This is a genomic window from Streptomyces albus subsp. chlorinus, from assembly GCF_013302895.1.
Taxonomy (GTDB): domain Bacteria; phylum Actinomycetota; class Actinomycetes; order Streptomycetales; family Streptomycetaceae; genus Streptomyces; species Streptomyces chlorinus.
In genome coordinates this window covers 1,350,630-1,368,342 of the sequence record NZ_VJOK01000001.1, presented here as the reverse complement: position 1 = coordinate 1,368,342, position 17,713 = coordinate 1,350,630, and the positions used below count along the sequence as shown (strand labels likewise).

Genomic DNA, 17,713 nt, shown 5'->3' with positions numbered 1-17,713 from the left:
GCCCTGCGGTGCGGGCGCGTCGGCGTCCCGGGCGCCGTCGGCGCGGTCCCGGGCCGTCCCGTCCGGATGGCCGCCGTGGCCCGGGTGGCCCGTGTGCCCCGCCTGGTCCCGGGCGGTGTGCCCGTCGCCGCCGTGCCCGGCGTGGTCCACGGTCGACTTGGGGCGGCCCGCCTCGATCTGCCGCTCGTCCGGCCGGGCGGGCGCGGCGCGGCCCCCGGCGGCGCTCTTCCCGCCGAAGGTGACGTCCGAGCAGGTGTAGAACGCCTCCGGGCTGTCCGAGCGCTGCCAGATGCTGTAGACCAGGTGCCGTCCCGACCGCTCGGGCACGGTGGCGTCGATGACGTAGCTGCCGTTCTTCAGCGTCGGGTCGGTGACCTTCGCGAATGGTGCGGACTCCAGGTCGGACCACTTCAGCGGCTTCGCCGGGTCGTAGCCCTCCTTGGTGAGGTACAGCTCGAAGGTGCCCTTGTGCGGGGCCGTGGCCTTGTAGGTGAAGGTGTGCTCGCCCGCGGTCATCGCGGTGGCCGGCCAGTCCGCACGCGGCAGGTCCAGCCCCTTGTACTTGTCCCGCCCGGCGCTGCACAGCTTGCCGTCCGGGATGATGCGGCGGTGCTCGCCCGCAGCGTCGGGGATGTTGACCTCGTTCCAGTCGTAGAACGCCTGCGGCCCGCTCGCCGCGACGGCCGCCTTGCACGCCGCCGACTCCGGGCTCTCCGGCCCCTCGGCGAAGCAGGTCGAGACCCGGCTGACGGGGTCGGCCATGGAGCCGTGCGCGACGGCGGTGCCCGCGGGGACCACGGTGAGCGCCAGCGGGGCGAGACCCAGCAGGGCGATTCCGGTGGCCTTGCGGACGAATCCGGCGGCGGCCTCGCGGCGAACGGTCATGATGAAGGGCTCCTCGAAACGGGGACGTGGGGGTCCGGGCCGGGCCACGGTCCGCCGCCTCCCCTGCGGCCCGGCCGTGAACCCGCCCCGGCGACCAGCACGTTAGCCACGGCGCACGCCCGGAGGGGGGCTTCGGCGCCCGGTCCGGCGATCTTTAGGGCTCGCTTAAGGAGGGGTTGAGCGGCGGCACAGGAACGGGCACGGGCACGGGCGGCACAGGCAGGGGGAAGGCGCCCGCACCGACGACGGTCCGGGTGCCCTCTGTCACACGCGGGAACCAGAAGCCGGTATCCGGCGTTCTTCGCACAGACCGCTGTTCGCACACACCTGTCCGCACACCCGGCAGCACCGAGCACCTCGAAGAACCCGGGCCCCGCGCAACGGGAAGGCGCGCAAGGCGCACCACGGGAAAGCGCGCACCAGAAGGGAGCGGAGCCGTGAACCTGCTGGATCTGCTCCTGATCATCGCCGCCCTCGGCTACGCCGGTTCGGGCTTCCGCCGAGGGCTGGTGGCGGGGCTCGTCTCGCTGGCCGGCTTCGTCGGCGGCGCCGTGCTCGGCGTCTGGCTGCTGCCCTACGTCCTCGACCTGGTCGACCGGGGGACGACGGGCGCCACCGTCCTGGCCCTGCTGACCGTGCTGGTGCCCGCGCTCGGCGGGCACGCCCTGGCCGCGCCGCTGGGCTGGCGGCTGCGGCAGGCGCTCAGCCGCACCCCGGCGCGCTGGGTGGACGGGGCGGGCGGTGCCCTCGTCAACGTCGTCGCCGTGCTCGTCGTCGGCTGGATGGCCGGCAGCGCGCTGGCCGCCTCGCCCTCGCCCGCGCTCAACCAGGCCATACGCGGCTCCGCCCTGCTGGAGGGCGTGCACGAGAGGATGCCGGGCAGCGCGGCCACCTGGTTCAACCGTGCCACCGGCGCGCTCACCACCGCGGGCTTCCCGCCGGTCTTCAACCCCTTCGAGCAGGAGCCGGGCGCCTCGGTGCCCGAACCCTCCGGCGACTCGGTCACCCCGGCGGCGACGACGGCGGCCCAGCGCAGCACCGTCAAGGTCGAGGGCGTCGCCGACGTGGACGGCGGCCGGCAGGGCCAGGAAGGCAGCGGCTTCGTCTACGCACGCGGCCATGTGATGACCAACGCGCACGTCGTCGCCGGAGTGGACGCGCCCACCGTCCGCGTCGCCGGGACGGGCCGCCCCTACGCGGCGCGTGTCGTCCTCTTCGACCCGGAGAAGGACATCGCCGTCCTGGACGTCCCCGGCCTCACCGCGCCCGCCCTCCCCTTCGCCGGCGACGCCGACCGCGGTGACCAGGCCGTGGTCGCCGGCTACCCCGAGAACGGCGGCCTCGACCTGCGCGCCGCCGCCGTGGCCGCCCGCACCCCCGCCCGCGGCCAGGACATCTACGGCGACGAGCTGACGACCCGCGACATCTACGCCATACGCTCCCAGGTCCGGCCGGGGAACTCCGGCGGGCCGCTGCTGACGCCAGGCGGGCGGGTGTACGGCGTCGTCTTCGCCCGCTCCACCACCGACGCGAGCACGGGCTACGCGCTGACGGCCGCGCAGGTGCGCGACGCCGCGCGGAGCGCCGCCGGCGCCCACGAACCCGTGGACACCGGGGACCGCTCGGCCCTGTGACCACGGGCCGCCGCCGGCCCGGCCTCGTCGCGGTGGGGGACAATCACCGTGACGACCGCTCGCTCCCCGGAGGTCCCGTGCCGCGGAACCCATCGAACGTCCTGCGCCTCACCATCGACACCGAGGCGCCCGAGGCGCCCTACGAGCAGGTGCGCGCGCACATCGCCGCGCTGGCGCGCGGTGGCGACCTGCCCACCGGCTACAAGCTGCCGACCGTACGCGGCCTGGCCGAGGAGCTGGGGCTCGCGGCGAACACCGTCGCCAAGGCCTACCGGGCGCTGGAGACCGACGGCGTCATCGAGACCCGTGGCCGCAACGGCACCTTCGTCGCCGCCGCGGGCGGGGTCGCCGAGCGGGAGCTGGCCGAGGCGGCGCAGACGTTCGCCGCCCGGGCCCGCCGCCTCGGCATCACCGAGGACGCCGCCGGCGCCGCCGCCCGCGACGCCCTGCGCGCCGCCTACGGCAGGTAGCGACAGGGAGCGGCGGGCAGGGGCGGGCGGGAGCCGCGCAGGGCGGCGCCGCCGGGCGCGCGGTCCGGTGGCGAGCGCCGCCGGGCGGTCAGAGGCGGGCCGCCGCCTTGGTGGTCGTCATACGGAACGCGTCCACCGGGGCGTGCGCCAGCGTGCCCATCTCCGCCCAGCGCACCACCGTGACCTTGGCGCCCTTGCGGACCACCGCGAACAGGCTCACCCCGTGCTCCGACTCGGGCGGTGCGGTGTGCACACCGTAGACGTGGGCGCTGTCGCCCGCCTCGACCCTGCCGTAGTCGTCCCAGGACGCGGAGCTGCCCGGGTTCTTCCGCAGCCAGTCGGCCGCGCAGCCGGCCACCCGCGACTCCAGCTTCGCGGCGAGCTTGGTGGCGGCCTGCCGGGAGGCCGTCGTGACGCCGATCTGCGAGGCATGGGTGTCGTAGTCGGTGCCGAAGAGGCGGTGGTAGGTCTTCCCCGAGTCAGGGACCACCCCGTCGACGCAGAAGGGCTCCGGGTCGGGCAGGCCCTTGGCGACCTCGCCCGTGTACCAGGGGGAGGTGGCGTGCGGCGGCAGGTCGTCCGCCTCCAGGAAGCCCGGGCCGGCCGCCGCCGTGGCGGTGGTGGCGGTGGCGGCGAGTGCGGTGAGGGCGGCGGCGGTGGTGGTCAGGGCGGCGACGGTGCGGGTGCGGCGCATGGTGGGTCCTCCCCCGGGTGCGGGCTGTTGCCGTAACAGACAGCCGAGCGGGGGTGATGGTTGTCCCGGCAGGCTCCCGGTCCCCCTCAGGAGGTGTGCGGAGGGGGCCGGGACCAGGTCCGCCAGGCGCGTCCGGACGTCCCGCCAGGCGCGTCCGGACATCCACCACGCGCGGCACCCGCTCACAGGCGGCACCCGCTCACATGCACAGGCCGCGACGGCTCACAGGTACAGGCCGGCGCCTGAGCGCTCCTGCCCGGGGACGTGGGCGGGGGGCTTGCCCTTCCGCAGGGCGTACAGCTCCGCGAGGGTGGCGCCCTCCCGGCCGACGCCCTCGTCCGTGCCCAGCCAGGAGACGGCCTCGTCCCGGGTGAGGGAGCCGACCTCGATGCGGGCCAGGCACCGGCCGGGCCGTACCACGGCCGGGTGCAGCCGCTCCAGGTCCTCGTTGGTGGTGACGCCCACCAGCACGTTGCGGCCCTGTCCCAGCAGTCCGTCGGTGAGGTTGAGCAGCCGTGAGAGCGCCTGGCCCGCGGCGTACTTGGCCTCGCCGCGGATCAGCTCGTCGCAGTCCTCCAGGAGCAGCAGCCGCCACCGGCCCGACTCCGGGTCGGTGTCGTCCGCGCCGATGGCGATGTCCATCAGGTAGCCGATGTTGTTGAACAGGTGCTCGGGGTCGAGGACGCAGTCCACCTGGCACCATTCGCTCCAGGAGCGGGCCAGCGTCCGCAGTGCGGAGGTCTTGCCCGTGCCGGGCGGTCCGTGCAGCAGGAGGAGGCGCCCGGAGATGTCGTCGGGGCGGAGCCCCATCAGGCCGTCGAGGGCGGTGGCGACCGGGGCCGTGTAGTTCGGCCGCACCTCGGCCCACGAGCCCGCGCTGATGGTGCGGGAGGTGCGGCGCGGGCCGCGCATGGGGGAGTGGTACCAGAACCCCATGGAGACCTGGTCCTCCTGCGGCTCGGGCTCGTCCTCCGCGTCCTCCACGGCCTGCCGCAGCAGCTGGTCGGCGAGTTCGTCGGTGATCGCGGTGACCGTGACCTCGGCGCCGCGGTTCCAGCGCGAGACCCGCACCGTCCATCCGTCGCCCTCGGCGAGGACCGAGCCGGAGTTGTCGTCCTTGGCCTCGCGCAGCACGCGCGCGCCCGGCGGCAGGAGTGTGGAGCCCTTCTTCACGCGGTCCACGGTGTGGCTGCGGGAGTAGGGTTGTTCCCCCAGGGTGAAGCGGCCCAGGAAGAGGGCGTCGATGATGTCGCCGGTGGAGTCGCTGTCGTCGATCTGGAGCCGGGAGACCAGCGCCTGTTCGGGTGCGGTCTGCGGCGGGACCGCGGGCTGCTTCCGGTCGGTACTCATGAAGGCCATGATCCGGCATGGTGGTCCGGCCCGCACGCGGGTTTCGCGGCGCGCCACCCGCGCGCCAGGGGAAGCCCGTGAGCCCCCGTGTGCGCCCGGCGGCTTCCGAACTCCCGCCGCTGTGTCCGTATTTGTCGCGCTTCGCGGGGTGTCCGCCGGGGGCCGGGACGGCGTACCGTGTGCGTCAACCGCCTTGTGAGGCAGGTGAATGCTGTGACCGGGATGCACGCATGTCGTAGTCGGGAGATAGGGTTACTCTGCCCGGGCCGGGTGCCCTCGTACGGGTGGGGAGTGACATGGAACAGATAACAGTCGGCAGCAGGGCGCGAGTGCCCGCGATCAAATGCGGGACTGGCGCGACGAGTTCGCGCCTCGACCGGCACCTCTCCGTGCTCGCAGGACCCGCCGTCCCTCAGGTCGAGGCGGAGGACGCGACGACGCTGATGCGGGAGATCACGCAGCGCGACGCCGTGCGGAGCCGGGCGAGGAACCGCAGCGCGCGGGTCTCGCTCTTCGCTCCGCTGCGCAAGCTGCGCCGATCGCTCTTCGGCGGACGCGGCTGACGGCGGCCGCCGGACCGCCTCGCGCGGACGTCCCGGCGGCCGCTCTCTCCGGTTCCACCCGGCGCTCCCCGTCGATCCCGGCCCCTGGCTCGACCCGGCGTCCGGCCGGGAGCCGGTTTCCCCCGGCTCCCGGCCGGACGCCGGTCCTTTCTCCACCCGCGGACCGCGTCCGCCCCCCGGTCCGGTCGGTCCCTCAGTCCGAGACGTTCTCCAGCGTGACGGAGAACGCGAAGCGGTCACCCCGGTAGTGGATCCGCACGACGTCGACCACCTCGCCCTCGCCGTCGTAGGTCACCCCGGTGTAGTGCAGGATCGGGCTCAGCAGCGGCACCTCCAGCAGCCGCGCCGTCTCCGGGTCGGCCAGCCGCGCCTCGACGGTGTCGGTGATGCTGCTGATCCGCACCCCCACGCTGTCCCGCAGCACCTTGGTCATCGGCCAGCCCCGGCGCAGCTGGGCCGGGTCGATGCGCTCCGCCACGTCGGCGCGGATGAGGTTCACCGCCCAGTTGGCGGGCTCGCCGCTGTCCCGGTCGTGGCGGAGCCTGCGGTAGGCCATCACCTCCCGCTGTCCGGGGAAGTGCTCGGCCAGCTCGGCGGGCACCGGCTCGGGGCCGTGCCCCAGCAGCGTGGTCGGCTCGCCGGACTGCTGGGCCACGATCGTGTCGACCGAGCCCAGCAGCCGCACCGGGCGGGCGCGGCGCGCGTCGGGTTCGATGAAGGTGCCGCGCCGCCGGTGCCGGCTGATCAGCCCCTCGGTCTCCAGCTCCTTGAGGGCCTGCCGCATGGTCAGCACGCTGACGCCGTAGTGGCCGGCGAGCTGGTCCTCGGGCGGGAGCCGGTCCGGCGCCTGGGGCGGGCGGCCCAGTATGGAGGCGCGCAGCGACTGAGAGACCTGGTACCAGAGCGGCAGCTTCCGGTTCAGCTCGACGGAGTCCGGAGTGAACAGCGGCGTCATGGGGCGTGCCTCCGCGGGTGGGAGCGGTCCTCCCCCCGACGCCGTCGGCCGGGGGAGGCCACGACTCGAAGCGACCGTCAGGGGGCCGTGAAGTGACGCTCCAGACCCTGCCACACCGCGTCGTAGTCCCGCTGAAGATGTCCGGCCTCGGCCGCCTGCCGGGTCAGGATGACGGGCCACCGGGTCTCGAACATGAACGCCAGCCCGTCGTCCACCTTCTGCGGCGCCAGCTCGGCAGCGGAGGCCCGCTCGAAGGTCTCCCGGTCCGGGCCGTGCGCCGACATCATGGTGTGCAGTGAGCCGCCGCCGGGCACGAAGCCCTCGGCCTTGGCGTCGTAGGCGCCCTCGATCAGGCCCATGTACTCGCTCATCACGTTCCGGTGGAAGTACGGCGGCCGGAAGGTGTCCTCGCCCACCAGCCAGCGGGGCGCGAAGAGCACGAAGTCCACGTTCGCCAGGCCGGGGGTGTCCGACGGCGAGGTCAGCACGGTGAAGACCGAGGGGTCCGGATGGTCGTAGCTGATGGAGCCCAGGACGTTGAACCGCCGCAGGTCGTAGCGGTAGGGCACATGGCTGCCGTGCCAGGCGACGACGTCCAGCGGCGAGTGGTCCAAGACCGCCTTCCAGAGGTTGCCGCAGTACTTGGTGACGACCTCCACCGGGCCCCCGGTATCCTCGTAGGCGGCCGTGGGCGCCTGGAAGTCGCGGGCGTTGGCCAGCCCGTTGGCGCCGATCGGGCCCAGGTCGGGCAGGGTGAAGGGGCGGCCGTGGTTCTCGCACACGTAGCCGCGCGCGGCCCGGTCCTGCCCGCCGTCGGCCGGACTGTCCAGCAGTTCCACCCGGAAGCGCACCCCGCGCGGGATCAGCGCCACATGGCCCGGCTCGGCGCACAGCGGCCCGAACTCGGTGCGCAGCAGCAGCCCGCCGCGCTCGGGGACGATCAGCAGCTCTCCGTCGGCGTCGCTGAAGACCCGGTCGGTCATCGAGGCGTTCGCGGCGTACAGGTGCACGGCCATGCCGTTGCGCTGCCGTACGTCCCCGTTGCCGCCCAGCGTCCACAGGCCCGCGAGGAAGTCGGTGCCCTCGGGGGGCTCCGGCAGCGGGTTCCAGCGCAGCCGGTTGGGGTCCGGGACCGTCTCGTCGAAGGGGGCGCCCGCGAGGCCGCCGTTCGCCATCCGCTCGAACCGGGGGTGCGCGGCCGAGGGGCGGATGCGGTAGAGCCACGAGCGCCGGTTGTGGGCGCGCGGCTCGGTGAACGCGGTGCCGCTCAGCTGCTCCGCGTACAGCCCGAGGGGGGCCCGCTGGGGCGAGTTGCGGCCGACGGGCAGCGCGCCCGGCTCGGCCTCGCTGCTGTGCTCGTTGCCGAATCCGGTCAGGTAGGTGAGGTCCGCGGCCTCCTTGCGGGCCCGCTCCCGTGCCCGGTCTGTGCTGGTGCTGGTGCTGCTGTCGGTGCCCTGGCCCATCGCCAACTCCCGCCGCATGAAGGAATCCTGTGGTAGACCATAGGAATCGGCGGGGTTCCCGTCAACGAACCGGTTACCTGCTCCCCGCGCACCCGCGCGCGGTGAGGCGGGGATCCGCGACGCCCTGCTGACACGTAGCTGACCCGACAGTAGGTTTGCCCCATGAAGGCTCACGACGGCTTGTTCATCGACGGTGCCTGGCGGCCCGCGACGGGCACCGGGACGATCGAGGTCACCAATCCCGCCGATGGCAGCCTGCTGGCCACCGTCCCCGCCGGCGGGCCCGAAGATGTCGACGCGGCCGTGCGCGCGGCCCGCGCCGCCCTCCCCGGCTGGTCCGCCACGCCGCCCGCCCGGCGTGCCGCGCGGCTGGAGGCGCTGCAGCGGATCCTGAGCGCGCGCGGCGAGGAGATAGCCGGGACCGTCACCGCCGAACTCGGCTCGCCGCTCACCCTCTCCCGGAAGGTGCACGCCGCCGCCCCGGTCGCGGTCTGCGGCAGCTACGCGCGGCTCGCCGCCGAGTACTCCTTCGAGGAGCGGATCGGCAACTCCCGGGTGCTGCGCGAGCCGGTCGGCGTCGTCGGCGCCATCACCCCGTGGAACTACCCGCTCCACCAGATCGTCGCCAAGGCGGCCCCCGCGCTGGCCGCCGGCTGCACCATGGTCCTCAAGCCCGCCGAGGACACCCCGCTGGTCGCCCAGCTGTTCGCCGAGGCCGTCGCGGAGGCGGGGGTGCCGGCGGGCGTCTTCAACCTCGTCACCGGCCTCGGCCCCGTCGCGGGCCAGGCGCTGGCCGGGCACGAGGGCATCGACCTGCTCTCCTTCACCGGCTCCACCGCCGTCGGACGCCGGGTGGGCGCCCTCGCGGCGGGCGGCGTCAAGCGGGTCGCGCTCGAACTCGGCGGCAAGTCGGCCAACGTCATCCTGCCCGGCGCCGATCTGGCCCGGGCCGTCAAGGCCGGCGTCGCCAACGTCATGTCCAACTCCGGCCAGACGTGCAGCGCCTGGACCCGGATGCTGGTCGACGCCGAGCGCTACGACGAGGCCGTGCGGCTGGCCGCCGAGGCGGTCGCCCGGTACGTGCCGGGCGACCCGGCGCGGGAGTCCACCCGGCTGGGCCCGCTCGTCAACGCCGAGCAGCGCGAGCGCGTCCTCGGCTACATCCGGCGCGGCCAGGAGGAGGGCGCCCGGCTGGTGGCCGGCGGCACCGAGCCCCCCGAGGGCCTGGAGGGCGGCCACTACGTACGGCCCACCGTCTTCGCCGACGTCACCCCGGCGATGACCATCGCGCAGGAGGAGATCTTCGGACCCGTTCTGTCCGTCCTCGCCTACCGGGACACCGAGGAGGCGCTGCGCATCGCCAACGGCACCGTCTACGGCCTGGCCGGCGCCGTGTGGTCCGACGACGAGGAGGAGGCCGTCGCCTTCGCCCGCCGCATGGAGACCGGACAGGTCGACATCAACGGCGGCCGTTTCAACCCGCTCGCCCCGTTCGGCGGCTACAAGCAGTCGGGCATCGGACGGGAGCTGGGCCCGCACGGTCTGGAGGAGTACCTGCAGACCAAGTCCCTCCAGTTCTGACCCGGTCAGCCACCAGCCGTTGGGAGTCCCATGGTCCGCGCCGTCGTCCTGCCCGCCGTCTCGGCCCCGCTGGAGGTCACCTCCATAGCCCTGCCGGACCCCGGTCCGGGCCAGGTGCGGGTGCGGCTCGCCGCCGCGGGCGTCTGCCACTCCGACCTCTCCCTGGCGAACGGCACGCTGCGCCAGCCTGTACCGGCCGTGCTCGGCCACGAGGGCGCGGGCACCGTCGTCGCCGTGGGCGAGGACGTGACGGACCTCGCCCACGGCGACCGGGTCGTCCTCAACTGGGCGCCCGACTGCGGCGAGTGCCACTTCTGCGCCCGCCTGTCCCAGCCGTGGCTGTGCGTCCGCGCCAACGAGGCGACCACCCGCCCGTACGCCGCCACCCGCGGCGGCGACGGCCTCTACCCCGGGCTGAGTGTCGCCGCGTTCGCCGAGGAGACCCTCGTCCCCCGGCGCGCGGTCCTGGCACTGCCCGACGGGGTGCCGCTCCAGGACGCGGCCCTGCTCGGCTGCGCCATGCTCACCGGGTACGGCGCGGTGCACCACAGCGCCCGGCTGCGGGCGGGGGAGTCCGTCGCCGTGTACGGCGCCGGCGGGGTGGGACTGGCCACGATGCAGGCGGCGCGGCTGGCCGGCGCCGAGCGGATCATCGCGGTGGACGTGTCGGCGGAGAAGGAGGAGCTGACGCGGGCCGCCGGGGCGACGGACTTCGTGCTCGCCGGGGAGAAGACCGCCAAGGCCGTGCGGGGCCTGACCGAGGGCGGCTTCGGGGCGGACGTGGCCATCGAGTGCGTGGGCCGCGCGGAGACGATCCGCGCGGCCTGGGACTCCACCCGGCGGGGCGGACGCACGGTGGTGGTCGGAATCGGCGGCAAGGACGAGCGGGTCTCCTTCTCCGCGCTGGAGATCTTCCACTTCGCGCGGGAGCTGCGGGGCTGTGTCTACGGGGACTCCGACCCGGCGCGGGACGTCCCCGTGCTCGCCGGGCACGTACGGGCGGGACGGCTCCAGCCGGGCGCGCTGGTCACCGAGCGGGTCTCCCTCGACGGGGTGGGCGCCGCCTTCGAGGCCATGCGGGCCGGGCGCGGCGGGCGCACGCTGGTGGTGTTCTGACCGGGACTAAGCGGGCGCTCATCGTGGGGGTAAGCTGGCCGGATGACGACGGTCGAGACCGATGAATCGTTCGGCGGGGTCACACCGGACGCCGCCCGGAGGCTCCTGCTGGGCGCCGTCCAGGCGTTCGCGGAGCGCGGTTTCCACGCCACGACGACCCGCGACATCGCCGGCCGCGCCGGGATGAGCCCCGCGGCGCTCTACATCCACTACAAGACCAAGGAAGAGCTGCTCTTCCACATCAGCAGGGTGGGCCACGAGCGGTCGGTGGCCGTGCTGGAGGAGGCCGTCGAGGGCGCGGCCGACTGCGCGGAGCGGCTGGCCCGCGCCGTGCGCGCCTTCGTCCGCTGGCACGCCGGGCACCACACCACGGCGCGCGTCGTGCAGTACGAGCTGGCGGCGCTCGAACCGGAGCACTACCAGCGGATCGTGGTGCTGCGCCGCCGCAGCGAGGAGATCCTGCGCGGGGTGCTCGAAGACGGTGTGGCGGCGGGGGAGTTCGACATCTGTGACATCCGCGGCACCGCGCTGGCCGTGATGTCGCTGTGCATCGATGTCGCCCGCTGGTTCAGCCCCGAGGGCCGCAGGACGCCGGACGAGATCGGCGCGCTCTACGCCGACCTCGCCCTGCGCATGGCGGGCCACCGCGGCGCCGGGCAGGCCCGGCGGTAGCGGCGGCTCACCAGTAGTAGCGGCTGAGGCTCTCCGCGACGCACACCGGCTTGTCGCCGCCCTCGCGTTCGACCGCCACCCGCGCGGCCACCTGGACGCCGCCGTCGGACGCCTCGCTCACCTCCGTCAGCGCCAGGCGGGCCCGCAACCGGGAGCCGACCGGGACGGGCGCGGGGAAACGCACCTTGTTCACCCCGTAGTTGACGCCCATTCTCGCCCCCTCGACGCGCATGACCTGCGGGACGAGGGCCGGCAGGAGGGAGAGGGTGAGATAGCCGTGCGCGATGGTGGTGCCGAACGGGCCCTCGGCGGCGCGCTCAGGGTCGACGTGGATCCACTGGTGGTCGCCCGTCGCGTCGGCGAACAGATCGATCCGCTTCTGGCCGACCTCCAGCCAGTCGCTGCTGCCCAGCTCCTCGCCGACCGCCGCCCGCAGCTCGTCGGCCGAGGTGAAGACCCTCGGTTCCGCCATGCGAATAACCTCCCACGCGCCTGTGTCCGGAAGCCGGTGCCGAATAAGCGATTGCTCAGCACTCGGGCGGTCAGCATGCCAGTACCGCCCGCCGGAGCGCCAGCCCCGGCGCCGGCTCCCTGCGCCGGGCGGTGGCCGTGGCCCGGAGAGGCCCGGGGTGCTCCCTGTCAGGGGCCGGGCCATCCCGTGGAAGGGCGGGCTATCCCTGGGAGGGCAGCGGGCTGCCGAAGCCCAGTCGCGGGCCGCCGCTCTGGCGGTGCTGTTTGCGGGCCTCGCGCCGGCCGGTGCCGTCCGTGCGGATCTCCGTGCGCACCCCCTGGTCCAGCCGCAGTCCGCGGCGCTGCGGCGGGATCTCGCGCATGTCCATCACCGAGATCATGCGGCGCAGCACCTCGGCGAGCCGCGGTGTGGGCGGCTGCGCCGGATCGCACCGCAGCAGCGATCTTCCGCCCCAGGTTCTGCGGTGCCACTCGTCGAGCGCGGTGGGCTGTCTGATGCCCTCGCGCTTCTCCCGTTTGCGGCGGGCGGCGACTTCGGACTCGTAGGCGAGCCAGACCGCGCGGGCTTCCTCCAACTCCTCCAGTGCCGCCACGAGCAGCGCGGGGTCGGGTTCGCGGTCGTCGGGGTGGAACCCCGCGTTCCTGCACAGGTGCTGCCACGTGGCGCGGTGCCCGTAGGGGGCGAACCGTTCGAGGCACTTGCGCAGTGCCTGCCGCCGCTGCGACGGGTCTCTGTCAGGGTCTCGGACTTGTCGGGCGAGCGCTCTGAAACCGGCCAATCATCCCACCTCCGGCGGAGAGGACCCGTGTCGTCGGGGATGTGACGTACGACCCCGCGTCGAGGATCCGTCTCCGGCGATGTTTTTTCGCGCGGACAGCGCGCACTTGCTTCGGCGTGGCGGATTACCCCGGATATGGCCCGCTATTCCTGTAAGGGGCGGTTTCCCGCCTCACCTGACGCAGCCGCTCCCGGGGCTCTCCACCCGTCACGCGTACGCGTCGCCGCGCGCCGCGCACACCAGGGGAACGAGCCCTGGGCCGCTGTCGTTCCCGAGTGCGCGCCGAGAGTCGCCGGGATCGCCGGGCACCCCTTCCGCAACAACATACCGACTGGTTAGTCTGCCGAGCGGGCGTGCGGCCACCCGAGGCCGCCCGCACCCGAACGGGGCCGTACGGATGCCCGAGCGGGGCCGCGGAGCACGAGCCCGGGCCCCACGGACTGGGAGGCGCAGCCAATGGAGTCTTCGCGCGACAGCGTCGTCGTCACCGGGGCGGGCGGCGGTATCGGAGCGGCCCTCGCCCGCAGATTCGCCGCCGCGGGTGCCCGGGTCGCCGTCAACGACCTCGACGCGGACGCGGCCCGCGCCGTCGCCGACGAGATCGGCGGCATCGCCGTCCCCGGCGACGCCGCGACCGTGGCCGGCCCCGCCATGGAGGCGCTCGGCGGCACCGTCGACGTCTACTGCGCCAACGCGGGCATCGGCACGGAGGGCGGTCCCTTCTCGCCCGACGCCCAGTGGGACGCGGCCTGGGAGGTGAACGTCATGGCGCACGTACGGGCCGTGCGTGAGCTGCTGCCCGGCTGGCTGGAGCGCGGGCGCGGCCGGTTCGTGTCCACCGTCTCGGCGGCCGGACTGCTGACGATGGTCGGCTCGGCGCCCTACAGCGTCACCAAGCACGCGGCCCTCGCCTTCGCCGAGTGGCTGTCGGTCACCTACCGGCACCGCGGGGTGGACGTCCACGCCATCTGCCCGGAGGGCGTGCGCACCGACATGCTCGCCGCCACCGGCATTGCCGGCGACCTCGTGCTGCGGTCCGGCGCCATCGCCCCCGAGGCCGTCGCCGACGCGCTGTTCGCGGCCATGGCCGAAGGACGCTTCCTCGTCCTGCCGCACGCCACCACCCACGGCAGCTACGCGGCGCGCGCCCAGGACACCGACAGCTGGCTCGGCGGCATGAACCGCATCCAGCGCAAGCTCGAACAGCGGATACGCGACGCGCGCCCGGAAGAGCGCCCCCGCACGGAGGAAGAGGAAGCGGTGCGCCCCCGTACGGAAGAAGAGGTGCGCCCCCGTACGGAGGAGGCGGCACGGCCCCGCGCGGCGGAAGGGGAGCCCGCATGAGCCCGAAGTCCGCGCCCGCGTACGAGGACAAGCCCTGGCTCGCCCAGCTCAACCCCGCGCAGCGGGCCCCCGTCACCCCGCCCGAGACGCTGCTGCACGCCTTCCGCACCGCTGCCCGCGAGGTGCCCGACCGCACCGCCCTCGCCTACTTCGACGGACGGCTCACCTACGCCGAGGCCGACGCGCTCTCCGACGCCGTCGCCGCCCACCTGGCCGGGCGCGGCATCGAGCGCGGCGACCGGGTCGCCCTCATGCTCCAGAACACCCCGCACTACGTCCTCGCGCTGCTCGGCGCCTGGAAGGCGGGCGGCGTGGTGGTGCCCGTCAACCCGATGTACAAGGAGCGCGAGGTCGGCCACGTGCTGTCCGACTCGGGCGCCGGCGCGCTGGTGTGCTCCGACCGCGCCTGGGAGAGCCACCTGCGCGCGACCGCCGAGGGCACCGGCGTGCACACCGTCCTGACGGCCTGCGAGCTGGACCTGCAGACCCGCGACGACGCCCGGGTGCTCGACTTCGCACGGTGCGCGCCCGCCGGCGACACCACCGATCTGCTCGCCGCCGCGCGCACCGGCGCCCCCGCGCCCGCCGGGCGCGAGCCGGCCGGCGGCGACATCGCCCTCATCAGCTACACCTCCGGCACCAGCGGCACCCCCAAGGGCGCCATGAACACGCACGCCAACCTCGCGTTCAACGCCGAGCGCCAGCGCGTCGGCCAGGGCCTCCCCGAGGGCTCGCGCGTCTTCGCGCTGGCGCCGCTCTTCCACATCACCGGCATGGTCGCCCAGCTCGCCGGCTGCATCGCCAACAAGGGCACGCTCGTGCTGGCCTACCGCTTCGAGGCGGGCGTCGTCCTCGACGCGTTCCTCGAGCACCGGCCCGCCTTCACCGTCGGCCCCGCCACGGCGTTCATGGCGCTGGCCGCGCACCCCGCGGCCAGTCGCGAGCACTTCGCCTCCTTCCGGCACCTGTCCTCCGGCGGAGCCCCGCTGCCGCCCGCGCTGGTGGAGAAGTTCCGCGCCACTTTCGGCCCGTACCTCGCCAACGGCTACGGACTGACGGAGTGCACCGCGCCGTGCGCCTCGGTGCCGCCCGGCAAGGAGGCGCCCGTCGACCCGGAGTCGGGCACCCTCGCCGTCGGCGTCCCGGGCCCCGACACCGTGGTGCGCGTCCTGGACGAGCGGGGAGAGCCCGTCCCCTTCGGGCAGCAGGGCGAGATCGCCGTGAGGGGACCGCAGGTCGTGCCCGGGTACTGGCGGCGGCCCGAGGAGACGGCCGCGGCCCTGCCCGGCGGTGAACTGCGCACCGGCGACATCGGGTTCATGGACGAGAACGGCTGGCTGTACGTCGTCGACCGCAAGAAGGACATGATCAACGCCTCCGGGTTCAAGGTCTGGCCCCGCGAGGTCGAGGACGTCCTCTACACGCACCCCGCCGTCCGCGAGGCCGCCGTCGTCGGCGTCCCGCACCCCTACCGGGGGGAGACCGTCAAGGCGTACGTCAGCCTGCGCTCCCCGGCCGCGGCGGCGCCCGAGGAGCTGAGCGCGTTCTGCCGGGAGCGGCTCGCCGCCTACAAATACCCCCGCGAGGTGGAGATCCTGCCCGAGCTGCCCAAGACCACCAGTGGCAAGATCCTGCGACGGGAGCTGCGCTCCCGGCACCGGGCCGACGGTTGAGCGGCGCCGCACCGCCGGGAAGACCGAGCGACCCGGCCGAGGAACGACGAGGGAGAGGCAGGTGGCGGCCATGGCGACCAGGGCCGGTGAGGGACACGGGGCACGCCGGGGCGCTCAGGCGGCGCACGGCGACGACGGCTGGGGCGGCGACACCCCCGCGCCGGTGCCGCAGCGGCTGATGGCCGCCGCCACCCGCCTGTTCGCGGAGCGCGGCTACGACCGCACCTCCGTCCAGGACATCGTGGAGGCGGCGGGCGTCACCAAGGGCGCCCTCTACCACTACTTCGGCTCCAAGGACGACCTGCTCCACGAGATCTACGGCCGGCTGCTGCGGCTCCAGCAGGAGCGGCTCGACGCGCTGGCCGAGCGGGACGCGCCCGTCGAGGTGCGACTGCGCCAGGCCGCCGCCGACGTCGTCGTCACCACCATCGAGAACCTCGACGACGCCATGATCTTCTTCCGCTCCATGCACCAGCTCTCGCCCGAGAAGCACAAGCAGGTGCGGGCGGAGCGGCGCCGCTACCACGAGCGGTTCCGGGCACTGATCGAAGAGGGCCAGCGCAGCGGGGTGTTCAGCGACGCCACGCCCGCCGACCTGGTCGTGGACTACCACTTCGGATCCGTGCACCACCTCAGCAGCTGGTACAGCGCCGACGGCCCGCTCACCCCGCAAGAGGTCGCCGACCACTTGGCCGATCTGTTGCTGAGGGCGCTCCGGCCGTGAGGCCTCCGCCTGTTGCCGGAGCGGGGCTGCCCCTGGCCGCCGGTTGCGGGCTGCGGGCCCGTTGTGGTCGCTCGCGCAGTTCCCCGCGCCCTTACGGGGCGCACCCCGCGCTGCGCCGAGCCAGGGGGCGCGGGGGCGTAGCCCCCGCGTGCGATCCCGCCGCAACGGCGAGCGACCACGGCGGTGAGGGTCCGGCGGAAAGAACGACAAGCTCAACCAACATGTTCGGCGGAGAGGAAACCCTGTGCAGGGATGGCGCGTCCACAGCAACGGCGAACCGCGCGATGTGATGCGGCTGGAGGAGATACCCGAGCCCGAGCCGGGCCCCGGCCGGCTGCTGGTGCGGGTGCGGGCCGCCAACGTCAACTATCCGGACGCCCTGCTGTGCCGGGGCGAGTACCAGGTGCGGCCCCCGCTGCCCTTCACCCCCGGCGTGGAGCTGTGCGGCGAGATCGTCGGCGGCCCCCGGGAGGGGGAACGGGTGCTGGGCCAGCCCGTCCTGCCGGGCGGTGCCTTCGCCGAACTGGCCGTCGTCAGCGAGGAGAGCGCCCGGCCCGCCCCCGAGGCGCTGGACGACGCGGAGGCCGCCGCCCTGCACATCGGCTACCAGACCGGCTGGTTCGGCCTCCACCGCCGGGCCCGTCTCCAGCGGGGCGAGACCCTGCTGGTGCACGCGGCGGCCGGGGGCGTGGGCAGCGCCGCCGTCCAGCTCGGCAAGGCCGCCGGGGCACGGGTGATCGGTGTGGTCGGGGGCGGGGCCAAGGCCGGGGTCGCGCGGGAGCTGGGGTGCGACGTGGTCGTCGACCGGCGCTCCGAGGACGTCGTCGCCGCGGTCAAGGAGGCCACCGGGGGTGCCGGTGCCGACGTCGTGTACGACCCGGTGGGCGGTGACGCGTACACGGCCTCCGCCAAGTGCGCCGCCTTCGAGGGCCGCATCGTGGTCGTCGGCTTCGCCAGCGGCGCGGTGCCCACGCCGGGGCTCAACCACGCGCTGGTGAAGAACTACTCCATCCTGGGCCTGCACTGGGGCCTGTACGCCCAGCGCGACCCCGCCGCCGTGGACCGCTGCCACGAGGAGCTGACGCGGCTCGCGGGTCAGGGCCTGATACGCCCGCTGGTGAGCGAACGGGTGGCCCTGGACGGCGCCGCCGACGCGGTCCAGCGGGTGTTCGACGGCACAACGACGGGCCGCGTCGTGGTGGTGCCCGTGCGGGCCGCCTGAGCGCGGGAGACGCACGCGTGCACCTGATCCACCATTTCCATCTGGCAGCTTCCTGCCATGAGGTGGGCCTGCCTATCCCGGCTCACAGGCGGGTGGCAACCGCAGTCGGTGGCGGAT

16 protein-coding genes and 1 pseudogene are annotated in these 17,713 nt (G+C 74.2%); 10 read left to right on the top strand and 7 right to left on the bottom strand.

What is annotated here, in order from left to right:
• Positions 1-885 (bottom strand): lytic polysaccharide monooxygenase auxiliary activity family 9 protein (locus tag FM076_RS06295; protein ID WP_173868927.1); only part of this gene is annotated, 885 nt, incomplete at its 3' end.
• A gap of 437 nt (positions 886-1,322) precedes the next feature.
• Here FM076_RS06295 and FM076_RS06290 point away from each other — a divergent pair.
• Entirely contained in the window at positions 1,323-2,519 is a 1,197-nt protein-coding gene (locus tag FM076_RS06290) for a MarP family serine protease (RefSeq protein ID WP_173868926.1), read from the top strand.
• Positions 2,520-2,596: 77 nt separating this feature from the next.
• Positions 2,597-2,989 carry a GntR family transcriptional regulator gene (locus FM076_RS06285; RefSeq protein ID WP_173868925.1) on the top strand — a complete coding sequence of 131 codons (393 nt, stop codon included), beginning with the start codon at positions 2,597-2,599 and terminating at the stop codon, positions 2,987-2,989.
• 88 nt (positions 2,990-3,077) lie between these two features.
• On the opposite strand, the gene FM076_RS06280 is transcribed toward FM076_RS06285, so the two are convergent.
• Entirely contained in the window at positions 3,078-3,683 is a 606-nt protein-coding gene (locus FM076_RS06280) for a hypothetical protein (RefSeq protein WP_173868924.1), read from the bottom strand.
• Positions 3,684-3,905: 222 nt separating this feature from the next.
• A complete protein-coding gene (locus tag FM076_RS06275; protein WP_173868923.1) occupies positions 3,906-5,033 on the bottom strand; it encodes a DUF5925 domain-containing protein in 1,128 nt (375 codons plus the stop codon).
• A 296-nt stretch (positions 5,034-5,329) separates the two neighbouring features.
• Here FM076_RS06275 and FM076_RS06270 point away from each other — a divergent pair, with 296 nt between their 5' ends.
• Positions 5,330-5,596, top strand: coding sequence for a hypothetical protein (locus FM076_RS06270; RefSeq protein WP_173868922.1), 267 nt, complete (start codon positions 5,330-5,332; stop codon positions 5,594-5,596).
• Positions 5,597-5,789: 193 nt separating this feature from the next.
• Here FM076_RS06270 and FM076_RS06265 read toward each other — a convergent pair whose 3' ends face one another.
• Positions 5,790-6,551, bottom strand: coding sequence for a GntR family transcriptional regulator (locus FM076_RS06265; RefSeq protein WP_173868921.1), 762 nt, complete (start codon positions 6,549-6,551; stop codon positions 5,790-5,792).
• A gap of 77 nt (positions 6,552-6,628) precedes the next feature.
• Positions 6,629-8,014 carry a homogentisate 1,2-dioxygenase gene (hmgA, locus tag FM076_RS06260; protein WP_173874539.1) on the bottom strand — a complete coding sequence of 462 codons (1,386 nt, stop codon included), beginning with the start codon at positions 8,012-8,014 and terminating at the stop codon, positions 6,629-6,631.
• Positions 8,015-8,176: 162 nt separating this feature from the next.
• Here hmgA and FM076_RS06255 point away from each other — a divergent pair, with 162 nt between their 5' ends.
• Genes FM076_RS06255 through FM076_RS06245 form a run of 3 tightly spaced genes read left to right on the top strand, consistent with a single transcriptional unit; the run spans position 8,177 to position 11,383 of the window.
• Positions 8,177-9,595: an aldehyde dehydrogenase family protein gene (locus FM076_RS06255; RefSeq protein ID WP_173868920.1), complete on the top strand. Its 1,419-nt coding sequence runs from the start codon at positions 8,177-8,179 to the stop codon at positions 9,593-9,595.
• Positions 9,596-9,625: 30 nt separating this feature from the next.
• The gene (locus tag FM076_RS06250) at positions 9,626-10,711 is read left to right on the top strand and encodes a Zn-dependent alcohol dehydrogenase (protein WP_173868919.1); all 1,086 of its coding nucleotides are present in this window, start codon (positions 9,626-9,628) and stop codon (positions 10,709-10,711) included.
• Positions 10,712-10,753: 42 nt separating this feature from the next.
• Positions 10,754-11,383, top strand: a complete 630-nt coding sequence (locus tag FM076_RS06245; protein WP_173868918.1) for a TetR/AcrR family transcriptional regulator — start codon at positions 10,754-10,756, stop codon at positions 11,381-11,383.
• A 7-nt stretch (positions 11,384-11,390) separates the two neighbouring features.
• Here FM076_RS06245 and FM076_RS06240 read toward each other — a convergent pair whose 3' ends face one another.
• Together FM076_RS06240 and FM076_RS06235 are read right to left on the bottom strand one after the other, a co-directional pair.
• Positions 11,391-11,855, bottom strand: a complete 465-nt coding sequence (locus FM076_RS06240) for a MaoC family dehydratase (protein ID WP_173868917.1) — start codon at positions 11,853-11,855, stop codon at positions 11,391-11,393.
• Positions 11,856-12,054: 199 nt separating this feature from the next.
• Positions 12,055-12,633 (bottom strand): hypothetical protein, encoded by a 579-nt coding sequence (locus tag FM076_RS06235; protein WP_173868916.1) that lies wholly within the window; start codon positions 12,631-12,633, stop codon positions 12,055-12,057.
• A 456-nt stretch (positions 12,634-13,089) separates the two neighbouring features.
• Between FM076_RS06235 and FM076_RS06230 the strand changes: the two are divergent.
• The 4 genes and pseudogenes from FM076_RS06230 to FM076_RS06215 form a co-directional block, all read left to right on the top strand.
• A pseudogene (locus FM076_RS06230) lies at positions 13,090-13,839 on the top strand (SDR family NAD(P)-dependent oxidoreductase); the annotation flags it as partial.
• A gap of 134 nt (positions 13,840-13,973) precedes the next feature.
• A complete protein-coding gene (locus tag FM076_RS06225) occupies positions 13,974-15,650 on the top strand; it encodes an AMP-binding protein (protein WP_173868914.1) in 1,677 nt (558 codons plus the stop codon).
• Between the two features lie 178 nt (positions 15,651-15,828).
• On the top strand, positions 15,829-16,374 hold the full coding sequence (locus tag FM076_RS06220) for a TetR/AcrR family transcriptional regulator (RefSeq protein ID WP_243274808.1): 546 nt from the start codon (positions 15,829-15,831) through the stop codon (positions 16,372-16,374).
• 244 nt (positions 16,375-16,618) lie between these two features.
• The gene (locus FM076_RS06215; protein WP_173868912.1) at positions 16,619-17,596 is read left to right on the top strand and encodes a zinc-binding dehydrogenase; all 978 of its coding nucleotides are present in this window, start codon (positions 16,619-16,621) and stop codon (positions 17,594-17,596) included.
• Positions 17,597-17,713 lie beyond the last annotated feature (117 nt).

Coding starts and splice junctions, on each gene's coding strand:
- FM076_RS06280 (WP_173868924.1), bottom strand. CDS start 3,683: ATGCGCCGCACCCGCACCGTCGCCGCCCTGACCACCACCGCCGCCGCC.
- FM076_RS06275 (WP_173868923.1), bottom strand. CDS start 5,033: ATGAGTACCGACCGGAAGCAGCCCGCGGTCCCGCCGCAGACCGCACCC.
- FM076_RS06270 (WP_173868922.1), top strand. CDS start 5,330: ATGGAACAGATAACAGTCGGCAGCAGGGCGCGAGTGCCCGCGATCAAA.
- FM076_RS06265 (WP_173868921.1), bottom strand. CDS start 6,551: ATGACGCCGCTGTTCACTCCGGACTCCGTCGAGCTGAACCGGAAGCTG.
- hmgA (WP_173874539.1), bottom strand. CDS start 8,014: ATGGGCCAGGGCACCGACAGCAGCACCAGCACCAGCACAGACCGGGCA.
- FM076_RS06255 (WP_173868920.1), top strand. CDS start 8,177: ATGAAGGCTCACGACGGCTTGTTCATCGACGGTGCCTGGCGGCCCGCG.
- FM076_RS06250 (WP_173868919.1), top strand. CDS start 9,626: ATGGTCCGCGCCGTCGTCCTGCCCGCCGTCTCGGCCCCGCTGGAGGTC.
- FM076_RS06245 (WP_173868918.1), top strand. CDS start 10,754: ATGACGACGGTCGAGACCGATGAATCGTTCGGCGGGGTCACACCGGAC.
- FM076_RS06240 (WP_173868917.1), bottom strand. CDS start 11,855: ATGGCGGAACCGAGGGTCTTCACCTCGGCCGACGAGCTGCGGGCGGCG.
- FM076_RS06225 (WP_173868914.1), top strand. CDS start 13,974: ATGAGCCCGAAGTCCGCGCCCGCGTACGAGGACAAGCCCTGGCTCGCC.
- FM076_RS06220 (WP_243274808.1), top strand. CDS start 15,829: ATGGCCGCCGCCACCCGCCTGTTCGCGGAGCGCGGCTACGACCGCACC.